Source organism: Streptomyces sp. NPDC059906 (assembly GCF_042730645.1).
Lineage (GTDB): Bacteria > Actinomycetota > Actinomycetes > Streptomycetales > Streptomycetaceae > Streptomyces > Streptomyces rubrogriseus.
On sequence record NZ_JBHWKU010000034.1, the window covers coordinates 1 to 15,510 of the forward strand.

A 15,510-nucleotide genomic window follows, 5' to 3' on the forward strand; every position below is an offset into this window, starting at 1 on the left:
GTCTCGACGCGCTGATGACGTACCTCGACAAGGCACCGCGCACTCAGGGGCGCGGGGAACTGCGCGAGGACCGGCCGCGACCCGCACCCGGCCCCCGAGCCAAGCCAGGCAGACGCTCAACCGCTCAACCGCACAGCTGTGCGGCGTCGACCCCGCCCGTGACCAACGCCTCGCCCACCAGCACCGCGTCCGCCCCTAGCGCCCCGTACTCCGCCACGTCGGCGGCCGTCCGCACTCCCGACTCCGCCACCCGAACGACGTCGGCCGGCAGGCGCGGAACGACCCGGGCGAACGTCGACCGGTCCACGCTCAGGGTGCGCAGATCACGCGCGTTGACGCCGATCACCCGCGCGCCGGCCCGCAGCGCACGCTCGGCCTCCGCCTCGTCGTGGGTCTCCACCAACGGTGTCAGGCCGATCTCCGCGGCGAGCGCCGACAGATCCGCCAGCAGCGGCTGTTCGAGCGCCGCCACGATCAGCAGCACCAGGTCCGCGCCGTGCGCCCGCGCCTCCCAGACCTGGTACGGGTCCACGACGAAGTCCTTGCGCAGCACGGGCAGGGCGGTCCCGGCCCGCACCGCGTCCAGGTCGGCGAGGCTGCCGTGGAACCTGCGGCGCTCGGTGAGCACGCTGATCGCGGCCGCGCCGCCCCTCTCGTACCCGGCGGCCAGCGCGGCCGGGTCGTCGATCGGGGCGAGCGGGCCGCGGGAGGGACTCGCGCGCTTCACCTCGGCGATGATCCGGGGGCGCCCGTCCGCGGCCTTGAGCAGGCGGACGCAGTCCCGGCCCGGGCCGCGTGCCGCCGCCCGCCGTCTCAGTTCCTCCTCCGGCACGGCGCGCCGGCGTTCCGCGAGATCCTCGCGCGCCCCCGCCACGATGTCGTCGAGCACGGTCATCCCGTACACCTCCCTTGGTGCTCAGGTCATCGAGACGACGACCTTGCGCGTACCGGTGAACGCCTGTCGGCCGTGCAGGACGGAGAGGTTGTCGACGATCATCAGGTCGCCCCGCTGCCAGGGTTCGGCCACCGTGTGCTCGCGCTGCGCCGCGCGGACCTCGGCGAGGTCCCCGTCGGACAGCGGGGTGCCGTCGGCGTACGTCACCCAGTGCGGCAGGTCGTCGTGCGAGTCGGTGAGCGCGAGCAGCAGTTCCGCCTCGTCGTCGGGGAGGTTGGAGGGGTGCCACTGGTCGGCCTGGTTGAACCAGGTGTCGCGGCCGGTGCGCGGGTTCTTGCGGATGCCGGGCCGGTGCTGGGCGACCCGCAGGCCGCCGTCGGCCGCCCAGGCGAAGTCGGCGCCCGACCCGGTGAGGAACTCCTCGACGGCCGCCTTGTCGTCCGTCTCGAAGGTGTCCTGCCAGGACTTGCCGAGCCCGGCCCCGCCGTGCAGGTACTGGCGGTAGACCACGCCGGTGGCGAACCGCTCCCGCACGTCGGGGGAGAGCGCGCCGAGCAGGGCCTCGCCGTCGCAGACCGGGGTGGCGCCGCCGGTGTCGGGTGCGTCCAGGCAGCAGAAGTACAGGCGGTCGGGCCAAGCGCGGGCGTAGGACAGCTCGTTGTGCAGGGTGATGTCGTAGCGCGCCGGGTACTCGGTGGAAGTGAAGACGCCGTCGGAGAGCGTCTTGCGGGGGGTGTTGCCGCCGCGGTAGCTCTCGATCAGGTCGCTGCCGAAGCCGCTGACGGCGGCGTGGAACGCGGTGACGTCGGGGATGTGGGCACCGCGCAGCAGGACCACCCCGTACGAGTCGAGCAGGACCCGGGTCCGGCGGCGCACCTGCGCCCAGCCCTCCTCGTCCCAGGCGTCGGCCGGGGCCTCGGTGTGCAGGATCGCGAGCGTGGTGCCGCCCGTGGTCCGTGTCTCGTGCCGCATCTCAGCGAACCTCCTCGGGGGCCGGCTCCGCGCGCAGTGCGACGGGCAGGCCGCTGTAGCCCTGGATGAAGTTGGAGTAGAGGCGCTGCGGGGGGCCGAGCAGCGTGATGTCGGCGACCATGGCGCGCAGCGCCTCCACCATGGCGTTCACATGGACCCGGCCCAGGAAGGCGCCGAGGCAGAAGTGCGGGCCGTGGCCGAAGACCACGTGCTTGTTGGGGGTGCGGCCGACGTCGAAGGTGTACGGGTCGGTGAAGACGTCCTCGTCGAAGTTGGCGGAGGCGTTCCACAGGGTGACCACGTCGCCGGCCTTGATGATCCGGTCCCCCAGCTCCACGTCGACCAGGGCGCGGCGTCCGAAGTGCATGGCGGGCGTCGTCCAGCGCAGGATCTCCTCCGTGGCCGCGTCCGAGGTGACCTCGCCGCTCTTGAGGCGGCGCCACTGCTCGGGGTTCTCGGCCAGCGCGATCAGCCCGCCGATGATCGACATCCGGGTCGACTCGTCGCCGCCGAGGATGAGGCTGTAGCTGTTGAGGACGATCTCGTCGTCGGTCAGCGGCTTGCCGCCGACGGTGGCGGTGGCCAGGGTGCTCAGCACGTCCTCGCCCGGCTTCGCCCGCCGCTCGGCGGCCAGTTGGGAGATGTAGAGCAGGATCTCGTTGCGCGCGAGGAGCGATTCGAACTCGCTCTCCTCGGAACTGTGCCGCGACAGCGTCCGGGTGTTCCACTCGACCAGCTGCGGCCGGTCGGCGGCCGGGATGTCGAGCAGGTCGCCCATGGTGTGCATCGGAATGTGGTCGACGACGTCGGTGACGAAGTCGACCCGGTCCGACCGGACGGCGGTGCCGAGCAGTTCACGTGTGTGCCGGTGCACGCCGTCCATGACGGGCGCGAGGACACGCGGCGAGAACGACTTCAGCATCAGGTTGCGGATCTCGCGGTGGCGCACTCCGTCGGTGACGGCGAGCATCTTGCCGGCGGCCGAGTCCCCGCCCTGGAGCAGGGTGGTGAGGACGGTTCCCTTCTCGGAGGTGAACCGCTTGTTGTCGCGGTAGACGGCCACCGCGTCCGCGTACCGGGAGATCACCCAGAATCCGGGGGTGGACGGGCCCGCCGGGTGCCGGTGCACGGGGCTCTCGGTGCGGAACCTGCGCCACATGGCGTGCTGGTCGACGTCGAGGAAGGTCTGCGGGTCGGTGAGGTCGAGCGAGGCGGGGTCGGGTGCCGCCGCGCGTTCTGTGACAGGCATGGTGGGTGTTCCTTACGGCTTCGGTCTCAGGGCTTTCGGAATCGGCGCAGGCTGAGCGCGAGGCAGGCGGCGAACAGCACGCCCAGGGTCACCGCGACCACGATCAGCGGATGCTCGCCGACGAAGCCGGGGCTCGTGGTGGCGGGGTTGCCCCACAGGTCGCGGCAGGCGGCGATGACGGCGCTGACCGGGTTCCACTCGGCGATCGGGCGGATCGCGCCCGGCATGGACTGCGGGGAGAGGAAGGCGCTGGACAGGAAGGGCAGCACGACGACGATGAACGGCGCGACGACGCTGATCGTCTCGATGCTGCGCAGGGTCATGGCGAGCAGCACGCCCAGCCAGAGCATCACGTACGTGAAGACCGCGACCAGGGCGAACCCGGCGAGCGTGGGCAGCGGCCCGGTGTGCGAGCGCCAGCCGAGCAGCAGCCCGGCGCCCGTGGTGACCGCGAGCGCGGCCAGCGCGGTCAGGAAGTCCGCCGCGGTGTGCCCCAGCGGCACGGCCGACCGGCTGATCGGCAGCGAGCGGAACCGGTCGACGATGCCGCCCTGCAGGTCCATCGCCATGGACACGGCGGTCGGTCCCACACAGGCGAGCCCCACCTGGACGGCGCCGCCGGCGAAGACGTACTCGACGTAGCTTCCGCCGGCGGGCAGCGTGATGGCGTCCCGGAACAGGTACCCGAGCAGCACCATCGAGACGAGCGGGTTGAGTACGACGCCGATGGCCCGGCCGGGCCCCCGGCGCAGCCGCCGGAGCCTGCGCCCCAGTACGGCGAGGACCTCGGTGCCGAAGGTGCGGGCTCTGCCCGGCCGGGCCCCGTCGGGGAGGGGATTCCCGAGGGGGTCCCGGCCGGGAGTGGGCGCCGCGGGGGACGGCGCCTTGGGGAGGGTGGTCGTCATGACGGGTTCCGTTCGTCCGGTGAGGTGCCCGTCCGCCGGTGCGGCACGTCCCGCGACGGCGCGTGCAGCCGCTCCAGCCGTTCCGCGACCGCCCGGCCTATCTCGTCCAGCGGCCCGGGGCTGAGCATGTCGTCGTGGGCGCAGTCGACGTGGTGCGTGGTCACGGTGCCCCCGGTGTACGGGGCCCACAGGCGTTCCTTGTCCGTCTCCTCGCCCCAGGGCGAGCGGTCGGCCAGGAACAGCTGCATCTCGCCGTCGTAGGCGCGGGGCCGGTAGCGGGTGTTGAGGATCTGGTGGCGGGCCATCAGGTCCACCATGCGGGCCATCCGGTGCTCTCCCATCCGGGCCAGCGCGCTGCCGTCGCGGCGCAGGGCGTCGACGATGTCCGCCGGGGTGAGATCCCGGTCGCCGAACTCGTCGCGGCTGTGCCCGATGCCCTCCAGCAGCCAGGTCAGGCTGCCCTGGACGTCCCGCTCGTCGACCGCGCCGGTCCGGGGGTAGGAGTCCAGGTTGGCCAGCAGGCCCACCTCGTGTCCGGCGGCCCGCAGCTGCACCGCGATCTCGTACGCGAGCAGTCCGCCGAACGACCAGCCGAGCAGGTGGTACGGCCCCTCGGGGCGCACCTGGCGGATGAGGTCGATGTAGGCGGCGGCGTTCGCCTCGATGCTGTCGGGCAGCGGCGCGCCGTCGACGACGCTGGGCGACTGGATGCCGTAGACCGGGTGGTCCGCCCCGATGTACGGGGCCAGCGGCAGGTACGAGAGCGCGAGGCCGACTCCGCTGTGGACGCAGAAGACGGGCGGGCGCTCGCCGGTCGCCCGGATGCACAGCATCGGTGCGAACGTGTCCGCGTGTTCGAGGCTCTCGATCTCCTCGATCGCCTCGGCCGCGACGCGCATGGTGTCCCTGGGGGCGAGGGCCGTCGGTTCCTGCGCCTGCGCCGGTCCCGGTCCCGGTTCCGGCTCCGGCTCCGGCTCCGGGCGCAGCGCCGCGGCGAGCGCGGCGACGTTCTGGTGGGTGAACACGTCGGCGATGCTCAGCTCGAAGCCGGCCTTGCGGGCCCGGGCGACCAGGCGCAGCGACTTCATGCTGTCCATGGACCGGGTCTCGAAGTAGTTCTCCGCCGGGTCCACCGAGGCGGCCCCGACCACCTCCGCGACGATCTCGCAGAGCCGGGCCACGACCGGGTCGGCCGCCTCGGCGGCGGGCCGCCCCGGTGCTCCGGCCGCGGTCTCCTGCGACGGGCCCGCGAGCCGTACGGGCGTGCCGTCGCCCCGGGTCACCTTCCGGCCGGAGCGCCACATCCGTGCCCCTGCCCCGCCCCACGGGTCGGCGACGAACCGCTCGGCGGTGGCACCGGCGCGGCCCGCGTAGGACCGGGCGACGGCCGCCCCCGCGAGATACAGCTCGCCCTCCTGGGCGGGGCGCAGCGCCTCGTCCAGGACGTAGCCGTGGGCCGGCCACCGGGCCGGGTCCGCCGGGAACGTCTCCGGTGCGGCCCACGCGGCGGGCGGCCGCTCCCGGGTGGCGAGGCCGGTCCCGGCGAGCAGCGCCCCGAACAGCCCCGCCTCGCCGGGCCGTCCGCCGTCGAGTGCCGCGACGACCCGGGCGGCGGCGGTGCGGTGCTCGACCACCGCGCCCGCCGTGCCGCCGCGCACCACGTACGCGGCCTGTCCGGGCCGCGCCGCGGCGCCCACCGGCCGGTGGGCGGCGTCGGCCGTGCCGCGCGGCGCGGCGTGGTCGAGGACGAGGACCGGTACTCCGGTGGACCGCAGCCGTCCCGCCATGCCCGTCGTCGTCAGGACGCAGACCGGGGCGACGTCCGCGAACAGGTCGCGGATCCCGGCGGCCGGTTCGTCCGCGGCCAGCACCACGTACGCCGCGCCGGCCTTGAGGACCGCGAGCACCGCGAGGGCCTGGTCGGCCGCCCGCGGCACGGCGAGGGCCACGGTGCGCTCGGGTCCGGCCCCGGCCACGGCCAGGGCGCGGGCCAGCGCGTCGGCGCGCCGGTCGAGTTCGGCGTACGTCAGCGCCTGGGGCCCGCTGCCGGTGGCGACGGCGTCGGGCTTCCCGGCGACCAGGTCCGCGAACAGGTCGAGCAGCGTGACCTCGGGCAGCTCCCGGACGACCGCGGCGAAGTCCCGGGCCGGGTCCTCCGGCTCGTGGGCCGGGTCCGCCGGCTCGTCCGGGTCCCCGGCGCCCTCGATCTCCAGGTCCGCGATCCGTGTGCCGGGGTCGGCGACCGCGTCCCGCAGCAGCCGGGTGAACTGCCGCACCAGGCGCTCGGCCGTCTCCCTCGTGAACAGGTCCTTGCTGAAGGTCAGCAGTCCCCGCATGCCGTCGTCGTCGTAGGACGGCACCAGCTCGACGACGAGGTCGAGCTTGGCCTGCCGGGACGGCACGTACTCGGGGCGCGCGGTCAGCGCGGGCAGGGCGAGATCGTTCACGCCGTCGTACTGCACCGTCAGCGACACCTGGAACAGCGGGTGCCGGTTCAGTCTGCGGGGCGGCCGCAGTGCCTCGACCACCTGGTCGAACGGGACGTCCTGGTGGGAGAAGGCCGCGAGGTCGGTCTCCCGGAGCCGTTCGAGCAGCTCCCGGAAGGTCGGGTCGCCGCTGGTGTCGCCGCGCAGTACCAGGGTGTTGAGGAACATGCCGACGACGTCCGCGAGCGCGTCGTCCGTGCGGCCCGCCACCGAGACGCCCACCGGGACGTCGGTGCCCGCGCCGCGGCGGGTCAGCAGGGCCGACAGCGCCGCCTGGAAGACGATGAACTCGGTCGTGCCGGTGGCGCGGGCCAGTTCCCCGATCGCCGAGCGCAGGCCGGCGTCCACGTCGAACGGCACCGCGTCGCCCTCCCGCGAGCCGCGCTCCGGGCGGGGGAAGTCGGCGGGCAGCGGTGTCTCGTCGGGCAGGCCCGCGAGCGCGTCGCGCCAGAAGTCGAGCTGTTCGGCGGCGAGGCCGTCCGGGTCGTCGGCGCCGAGCAGTTCGCGCTGCCAGACGGCGAAGTCGGCGTACTGGACGGGCAGCGGCTCCCAGTGCGGGGCGCGGCCCTCGCTCCGGGCCCGGTAGGCGGCGGTGAAGTCGTCGAGGAAGGGGCCCATCGACCAGCCGTCGAACGCGATGTGGTGGATCACGAACAGCAGCACGCACTCGTCCTGCGCCACCGGGAAGACCCGCACGCGCAGCGGTGTCTGCTCGGTGAGGTCGAACCCGCGGTCGGCTTCCGCGGCCACCGCCTCGGTCACCTCCTCGGCCGGCAGCGCCACCACCTTGACGGCGGGCGCGCCCGCGGCGGGGTCCAGGACGCGCAGCGACGGGACGCCGTCGGTGTCCGGCATGACGGTGCGCAGCACCTCGTGCCGCCCCGCGACGTCGCGCAGCGCGGAGCGCAGGGCGTCCGTGTCGAGGTGCCCGGTGAGGCGGAAGGCGAGCACCGAGTTGAACGAGCCGTCCGCCGTGCCCTCCCTGCGGTTGAGGAACCACTGCCGCTGCTGGGTGTACGACAGCGGCCGTTCGGTTCCGGCGGGCGCGGGTGCCAGCGGCAGCCTGCCCCGGTCCGCCTGCTCCACGCGGGCGGCGAGGGCGGCGACGGTGCGGGCCTCGAAGAGGGCGCGGATGGGCAGTTCGGCGCCGAGGACCCCGCGGATCCGACTGACCAGCCGCGTGGCGAGCAGCGAGTGCCCGCCGATCTCGAAGAAGTCGTCGTCGGCGTTGACCCGGTCGCGGCCGAGGATGTCGGCGAACAGGCCGCACAGGATCTCCTCGACGGGCGTGCGCGGGGCACGTCCCGGTGCTCCGGCCCCGAGGTCCGGGTCGGGCAGGGCGGCGCGGTCCAGCTTCCCGTTGGTGGTCAGCGGGAGCGCGTCCAGGGCGACGACGGCGGACGGCACCATGTAGTCGGGCAGTTCCCGGGCCAGCCGGTCGCGCAGCACACCGGTGTCCACCCCGGCTCCGGCTCCGGCTCCGGCTCCGGCTCCGGCGGCGACCACGTACGCCACCAGGCGCCGCTCCCCCGCCTCGTCCTCGCGCATCACCACGGCGGCCTGCTCGACCTCGGGCACGGCCGTCAACGCGGCGGATATCTCGCCCAGTTCGATGCGGATGCCGCGCAGCTGCACCTGGTCGTCGGCGCGGTCCAGGTAGTCCAGCTCGCCGTCGGGCAGCCAGCGCACCAGGTCGCCGGTGCGGTACATGCGGCCGCCGGCCGGTCCGTACGGGTCCGGCACGAACCGCTGGGCGGTCAGTCCCGGCCTGCCGTGGTAGCCGCGGGCCAGTCCGCCGCCGACGTACAGCTCGCCGACGGAGCCGGCCGGTACGGGCCGCAGCGCGCGGTCCAGGACGTACACGCGGTGGGCGCTGGTCGGGCGGCCGATCGGCGGGCGGCCGGGGCCGGGGACGAGCGGGCCGCTGACGGTGCAGCCGACGACGGCCTCGGTGGGACCGTACCCGTTGAACATCCGTACGGAGCCCGCCCAGCGGTCGACGACCTGGGCGGGGACCGCCTCGCCGGTCACCACCATGCGCAGGTCCGCGGGCAGGGTGCTGTCCTCCGGGAGCGCCCCGACGACGACGGGCGGCAGGGCCGCCAGGTTGATACGGGCGTCGTTGATCAGGTCGACCAGGGGGCGGCCGGGGGTGCGGTGCTCCTCGTCGGCGATCACGAGCGTGCCGCCGTTGAGCAGCGCCAGCATGATGCCGAAGACCGACGCGTCGAAGCTGAAGGACGCGAACTGCAGGACGCGCACGTCCTCGTCCAGCGCGAACCGCTCGGTGAGGCTGTCCGTCATCGCCATCAGGGCGCCGTGCGGCACGGTCACGCCCTTGGGCCGGCCGGTGGAGCCCGAGGTGTAGATCATGTACGCGGTGTGCTGGGGGTGCAGCGGTTCGTTCCGGTCCGCGTCGGTGAGGTCGGCGCCGGAGAGCCGGTTGAGTTCCGCCGCGGTGCCGGCCGAGTCCAGCACCAGGGGTCCGCCGGCGAGGTCCACAAGGTCCGGCAGCCCCTCCGGGCGGGCGGCGGTGGCGAGGTCGGTGAGCAGTGCCGCGGGGCGCGCGTCGCCGAGGAGGTGGCCGACGCGGTCGGCCGGGTAGTCGACGTCGACGGGCAGGAACACGGCTCCCGCCTTCAGCGCGGCCAGGGCGGCCACCACCAGCTCCGGGGAGCGCGGCAGCAGCACGGCGACCGGTTGCTCGGGGCGCACGCCGCGGGCGACGAGGAGCCGGGCGATCCGGTTGGCCCGGGTGTTCAGCTCGGTGTAGTCGAGGACCTCGGCGCCCAGGGAGACCGCGGGCTTGTCCGGGAAGCGGGCGGCCCACTTCTCGAAGGCGGCCGTGGCGAGCGCCGCGGGCTCGGGGCGGGCGGCCCCGGTTCCCGCCCAGTCGGCGGTGAGCCGGCGCCGCTCGCCGGCGTCCAGGGTGTCGAGGCGGCCGAGCGGGGCGCCCGGGTCGGCCGCGAGGCGCTCCAGGACCCGCAGGAAGCGGCGTACGAAACCGTCCGTCTGCTCCTCGGTGAACACGTCGGGCCGGTACTGGGCCTCGACGCGCAGCCGGCCGTCCGGACCCGGGAAGACGCCGACGGCCAGGGGGTATTCGGCGATGACGCGGGCCGTCCAGCCGAGCATGGCCGTTTTGGGGAGGTGCTCGCCGATGCGGTCGAGGGCGCCCGTCGGGTAGTTGTGGAAGCTGACGACGGTGTCGAACAGTTCGCCGGCACCGGCGCACTGCTGCACCTCGGCGAGGCCCAGGTGGTGGTGGGGTTCGAGGCCGAGCCCGCGGTCCTGGAGGTCGGTGAGGAGCGCCTCGAAGGGCTGCGCGGCGTCGAGCCGGGCGCGGACCGGAAGGGTGTGCAGGAACGCGCCGACCATCCGCTCCACCTCCCCGAGTTCGGCCGGCCGTCCGGAGACGACCGCGCCGAAGGTGACGTCCCGGCGTCCGGTGAGCGCGCCCAGGACCACGGCCCAGGCGCCCTGCATCACGGTGTTCATGGTGAGGCCGCGGTCGTGCGCCCAGGGGGTGAGCGCGGCGGTCACCTCGGCGGGCACCTCGGCCACGAGGGTCTCGGGCAGGACGGAGACGCGGTCGCGGTCGGCGGGCCCGAGCCGGGTCGCGCCGCCCGCTTCCCCGAGGTCCGCGAGTTCGGCGCGCCAGGCCTCGCGGGCGGCGTCCTTGTCCTGGGCCGCCGACCACTCCAGGTAGCGGTGGACGGGGGCCACCCGGGCGAGGGCGGTGGTGTCGGCGCCGTTGGACCACAGGGTGACCAGTTCCTCGGCGAGCACGGCGGACAGGGACCAGCCGTCGACGAGCAGGTGGTGCGTGGTCCACACGACCCGGTGCCGGTCCTCGGCGAACCGGTGGACGGTGAACCGGGTCAGCGGGCCCCGGGCGACGTCGAAGCGGTGCAGCCACTCCTCGTCGGTGCGGCGGGCCGCCTCGGCGTCCACGTCGGCCGCCGGGACGTGGGTCAGGTCGACCTCGGTCCACGGCAGTTCCACGTGGTCGGGGATGAGCTGGACCGGGTGGCCGGTGTCGCGTTCGCGGAAGCCCGCGCGCAGGGCCGGGTAGCGGTCGAGGAGTGCGACGGCGGCGGCCCGCAGCGCGCCGGTGTCCAGGGGGCCGCCGATGTCCATGACGACCTGGAGGGTGTACGCGTCCATGCCCTGGCGGTCGAACTCGGCCTGGAAGAGCAGTCCGCGCTGGAGCGGGGAGAGCGGCAGGATGTCGGTGACGCCGCCCAGTTCGCTCTCGTAGGCGTCGATCTCCCGCTGGGCGACCTCGACGAGCGGGAAGTCCGCGGGGATGCGCCCGGTGGTGCCCGGCCGCCCGGCGTGCGCCACCAGGGTCTCAAGGGCGCGGAACCAGGTCTCGGCGAGGTCCCGTACGTCGGCCTCGTCGAGCAGGGCCGAGGCCCAGGTCCACTCGGCTACGAGCACGGGGCCCTGGGGCCGGTCCTCGGCGACGGCGACGAGTTCGACGGGCTGGCGCAGCGGGGTGCCCGGGGCCGCGGTCTGGCCCGCGCTGCCGGACTGCATGGTCCAGTCGCCGCCGCTCGCGGTGAACCGGCCCAGGTAGTTGAAGGCGAGTTGCGGTACGGGGGTGCGGGCGAGGACGGCGGCGGTCTGCGGGTTGAGGTGGCTCAGCAGGCCGTGACCGACACCGTGGTCGGGCAGGGCGCGCAGCGTGGTCTTGACCCGCCTGAGCGCGGTGGTGAGGGCGGGGCCGCCCTGCCAGGCGTCGGCCCGGTCGAGTTCGCCCAGGTCGAGACCGACGGGGAAGACGCTGGTGAACCAGCCGACCGTGCGGGAGACGTCCAGGTCGCCCGCGATCTGCTCGCGGCCGTGTCCCTCCAGCTCGATCAGGGCCCGGGTGGCGCCGGCGGATCCGGTGCGGTGGTCCCGTTCGACGAGTGCGAGGGCGAGGCCCGTCAGGAGCACCTCGTTGATCTCGGCGTGCAGGGCACCGGGCACCTGGGTGAGCAGGGCCGCCGTGTGCTCGGCCGGCAGCTCGACGCGCAGCCGGCCGGCGGTGCCGTGCACGTCGCGTGCCGGGTCCGGCGGCCGTTCGGTGAGCGACACCGACGGGCCGCCGGTCTGTTCGGTCCACAGCGGCAGTTCGGCCATCCGGTCCGCGGTGCGGGCCTCCTCGGACAGGGCCTTCGCCCAGCGGCGGTAGGAGGTCGGCACGGGGTCCAGCCGCGGCTCGCGGCCCTCGGCGACGGCCTCCCAGGCGGCCTGGAGGTCGGGCAGCAGAATCCGCCAGGACACGCCGTCGACGGCAAGGTGGTGAATGGCGACGAGCAGGGTGCGGGTGTCCTGCTCCTCCTGCTCCTCCTGCTCCGTCAGCAGTACGGCCTGCACGACCAGGCCGTCCTCGGGGCGCAGCCGGGTGCGGGCCGCGGCCAGTTCCTCGGTCAGCCGGGCGGCCCGGTCGGCGCCCTCGGCGACGGTGGCGGTGGTGAGGACGTCGGACGCCGCGACGGCGCCCCGGGGCAGGGTGTTCAGGGACCACAGGCCGGGCACCGGGGAGGTCAGGCGCAGCCGCAACGTGTCGTGGCGGTCGAGGAGGGCCTGGAGCGCTCGCTCCAGGCGCGGCGCGTCCACCTCGGCGGGCACGGTCACGGCGAAGTGCTGCGCGAACTGACGCGCCTCGTCCGGCAGGTGCGCCAGCAGTGCGCGCAACTGCTCCGCCACCGGCAGGAGTTCCACCTCTCCGATGCCGTCCTCCTCGGCCGCGGGCACCGCCCGGCCGGCGTGGTCGGCGACTGCGGCGATGGCCGCCGGGGTGCGGTGCCGGAAGACGTCGCGGGCCGTGACGACCAGCCCCTCCTTGCGGGCCCTGCTGACCACCTGGAGGGAGCTGATGCTGTCGCCGCCGAGGGCGAAGAAGCTGTCCTCGGGGCCGACCTCGGGCAGCCCGAGGACCTCGGCCAGCACCTGGCACAGAACGCGCTCGGCGTCGGTGTGCGCGGCGCGGCTCTGTGCGGGGGCACCGAAGTCGGGGGCGGGCAGGGACTTGCGGTCGACCTTCCCGTGCGCGGTCAGCGGCAGTTCGTCCAGGGCGACCAGGACGGTGGGCACCAGGGCGCCGGGCAGCCGCCGCGTCAGCAGGGCGCGGGCGGCGGCGGTGTCCGGGCGGGCGCCGTCCCCGACGACGTAGGCGACGAGCCGCTGCTGGCCGGCCGAGTCGGTGACGGCGGCGGCCACCGCGTCGGCGATGCCGGGCAGTGCGCGCACGGCCGTCTCCACCTCGCCGAGTTCGATGCGCTGGCCGCGGATCTTGACCTGGTGGTCGACGCGGCCGACGAAGGCGAGCTGTCCGTCGGGGCGCAGGACGACGTGGTCGCCGGTGCGGTACATGCGCGAGCCGTCGGCGGCGAAGGGGTCGGGCACGAACGTGGTGGCGGTGCGGCGCGGGTCGCCGAGGTAGCCCCGGCCGACTCCGCGGCCGGCGATGTACAGCTCGCCCTGCCCGCCGCGCGGCACCGGCCGCAGGTCCGGGCCGAGGACGTGCAGGCGGGTGTTGCGCAGCGGCCGGCCGATCGGGACGACGGGCGCGTCCAGGTCGCCGGTGGTGCGGACGTAGGCGTGGGTGACGTCGTCGGAGCACTCGGTGGGGCCGTAGAGGTTGGCGAGCGGGATCCGCGGGTAGCGGGCGAACCAGCGGTCGCACAGGTCGGCGGGGAGTGCCTCGCCGTTGGAGATCATCCAGCGCAGGGCGGGCAGTGCGGGTGCGGAGCCCGCCGCGTCCCAGACGTCGAGGGTGGCGCGCAGCAGCGACGGCACGACCTCGACGACGGTCAGCTCCTCGGCACCGATGGCGGGGAACAGGGCTTCCGGGTCGGCGGCGTCGCCCCGGCCGAAGGCGCGGACCCGCCCGCCGACCAGCAGCGTCGTCAGGGTCTGCCAGACGGTGACGTCGAAGGTGACGGGTGCGTTGTGGACGAGCGTGTCGGCGCCGGTGAGCTCGAACTCCTCGATCTTGGCGAGGAGGTGGTTGACCATGCCGCCGCGCTGCACCATCGCGCCCTTGGGCTTGCCGGTGGAGCCGGAGGTGTAGATGACGTACGCCAGGTCGAGCGGGCCGCCGGTGACCGGGGCCAGCCGGTCCGCGGCGTCGGCGCGGCCGTCGAGGACGTGCACGGGCAGCGGGCCGGCGGGCGGGTCCACCGCCCCGCGCGCCGACTCGCGCGCCAGTTCGGCGTGCGCGTCCTGGGCGAGCAGGAATCCGGCGCCGCTGTCGCGCAGCAGTGCGGTCAGCCGGGCCGTCGGCGCCCCGGGGTCGAGGGGCACGAAGGCGCGTCCGGCGCCGAGGACGGCGAGTTCGGCGGTGACGAAGTCCCGGCCCGGTTCGCAGAGGATGGCCACGGGGCCGTCTCCGGTCAGGACCCGGGAGAGGGCGGAGGCGCGGCCGGCCAGCTCCGCGTAGTCGACGCTGCCGCCGTCGTCGGTGACGGCCACCGCGTGCGGGGTCCGTGCGGCGTGCTCCCTCACCCGCTCCACGACCCCTCGGTAGGGCGTCTCGCGGACGGGTCCGGTGAGCGCGGTGGCCAGGCCCGCCCGCTCGTCGGCGGTGAGCAGGCCGAGGCCGCCGAGCGGGGCGTCGGGCGCGGCCCGGAGGAAGGCGTCCAGGAAGGCGGTGAACCGGTCCAGGTGCATGCGGACCTCGGCACGGTCGTAGCGTGCGGTGTTGCCGCTGAGGTCGATGGCGACGCCCTCCTCGCCCTTGTCGAAGACGGTGAACTCCAGGTCGTCGACCAGCCCCGTGGACGGGGTGTGGATGGTGGCCCGGCACGGGCCGATGACCGGCTTCTCGGCCTGCGGGAACATGTTGAGGAAGGGGCCGAAGGGCCGCCGGTCGTCGCTGGGAAGCCCCATGTCCCTTCGGATCCGGCTGACCCGGTGGCGCTGGTGTCTGAGTGCCTGGGAGAACGCCTCGTGTGTCGCCGCGAGCAGTTCGGCGCGCGTGCCGTCGTCGGACACGGTCAGGCGCAGGGGCAGCGTGTTGACGACCACGCCGGGCACGCGCTGCATCGTTTCGCCGAGGCGCCCGGTCACCGGCAGGGCGACGAGGACGTCCTCGGTGCCGGCGGTGCGCGCGGTGTAGGCGAAGAGGGCGGCGGCGAGCGTGGTCTGCCAGATCACCCGGGACTTCCAGGCGACCGTGCGCAGCAGCTCGGCCGTCGCCTCGGCCAGCACCGTCCCCTCCTGGTGGAAGGAGGCCGCGGGCTGGGCGTCCCGCGCGGCCAGGCTGATCAGTTCGGGGCCGTCGCCCACCCGCTCCCGCCAGTACGCCGCGTCGCGCTCGCCCTTGGCCGAGCCGGCCGACGCCGCCTGGGCGTCGACGAGTTCGGCGAGCGGGGGGAAGCGGCCCTCGTCGAGCGGGGTGCCGTCCAGCAGGGCGCCGTAGATCTCGGAGAGCCGCTGGAAGTAGATGACGTAGCTGAATCCGTCGGAGACGAGGTGGTGGGTGAGCAGGCTGAGGAAGGTGCGCTCCGGGCCGAGCACGAACACGCTCAGCCTGAACAGCGGGCCGTGTCCCTGCGTGCCGTCGGCGTCGTCGTCGAGCGGGAAGGGCACGGCCAGGTCGTCTTGGATGGCCTGCCGCGCGGCCGCCGCGGGGTCGGGTGCGGCGCTGACGTCGGTGACGACCAGCGGCAGCGTCTCGATCGGTTCGACGAACTGGCGTGGTTCGCCGTCCTGTTCGTCGAACCGGGCGCGCAGGCACTCCGACTCGTCGACGAGCCGCGCGAGCGCGGTGCGCAGAAGGTCCGGGTTCAGTGGCCCGCGGATGTCCCAGTAGGCGGAGTTGTTGTAGATCGCGCCCCCACCGGAGAGTTTCGCGTCGAACCAGATGTCCTTCTGGCCGGCGGTGAGCGGAAGGCCGACCGTCCGAACAGGTGTCATAGCAGTCCCCTAGCGAAGGTCACAGAAGTCACGCCGTGGATGGGTGGATGGAGAGGTGGTGCGGGTGGGGGGTGTGAGTCGGCCGGGACG

General features: G+C 74.4%; 5 protein-coding genes. All 5 read right to left on the bottom strand.

What is annotated here, in order from left to right:
* Positions 1 to 124 precede the first annotated feature (124 nt).
* Genes trpC through ACFV9J_RS33975 form a run of 5 tightly spaced genes read right to left on the bottom strand, consistent with a single transcriptional unit; the run spans position 125 to position 15,420 of the window.
* Positions 125 to 895 carry an indole-3-glycerol phosphate synthase TrpC gene (gene trpC, locus ACFV9J_RS33955; RefSeq protein WP_385360890.1) on the bottom strand — a complete coding sequence of 257 codons (771 nt, stop codon included), beginning with the start codon at positions 893 to 895 and terminating at the stop codon, positions 125 to 127.
* A 21-nt stretch (positions 896 to 916) separates the two neighbouring features.
* Positions 917 to 1,867: a TauD/TfdA family dioxygenase gene (locus tag ACFV9J_RS33960; protein ID WP_385360893.1), complete on the bottom strand. Its 951-nt coding sequence runs from the start codon at positions 1,865 to 1,867 to the stop codon at positions 917 to 919.
* Between the two features lies 1 nt (position 1,868).
* On the bottom strand, positions 1,869 to 3,116 hold the full coding sequence (locus tag ACFV9J_RS33965) for a cytochrome P450 (protein ID WP_385360895.1): 1,248 nt from the start codon (positions 3,114 to 3,116) through the stop codon (positions 1,869 to 1,871).
* A 26-nt stretch (positions 3,117 to 3,142) separates the two neighbouring features.
* Positions 3,143 to 4,021, bottom strand: coding sequence for an ABC transporter permease (locus ACFV9J_RS33970; RefSeq protein WP_385360898.1), 879 nt, complete (start codon positions 4,019 to 4,021; stop codon positions 3,143 to 3,145).
* Positions 4,018 to 15,420 carry an amino acid adenylation domain-containing protein gene (locus ACFV9J_RS33975; RefSeq protein ID WP_385360900.1) on the bottom strand — a complete coding sequence of 3,801 codons (11,403 nt, stop codon included), beginning with the start codon at positions 15,418 to 15,420 and terminating at the stop codon, positions 4,018 to 4,020. Before ACFV9J_RS33975 ends, ACFV9J_RS33970 begins: the two co-directional genes overlap by 4 nt.
* Positions 15,421 to 15,510: the final 90 nt, after the last annotated feature.

Bases quoted from the DNA above. Each gene is read 5' to 3' on its own strand.
- ACFV9J_RS33965 (WP_385360895.1), bottom strand. From the start codon at position 3,116: ATGCCTGTCACAGAACGCGCGGCGGCACCCGACCCCGCCTCGCTCGAC.
- trpC (WP_385360890.1), bottom strand. From the start codon at position 895: ATGACCGTGCTCGACGACATCGTGGCGGGGGCGCGCGAGGATCTCGCG.
- ACFV9J_RS33970 (WP_385360898.1), bottom strand. From the start codon at position 4,021: ATGACGACCACCCTCCCCAAGGCGCCGTCCCCCGCGGCGCCCACTCCC.
- ACFV9J_RS33975 (WP_385360900.1), bottom strand. From the start codon at position 15,420: ATGACACCTGTTCGGACGGTCGGCCTTCCGCTCACCGCCGGCCAGAAG.
- ACFV9J_RS33960 (WP_385360893.1), bottom strand. From the start codon at position 1,867: ATGCGGCACGAGACACGGACCACGGGCGGCACCACGCTCGCGATCCTG.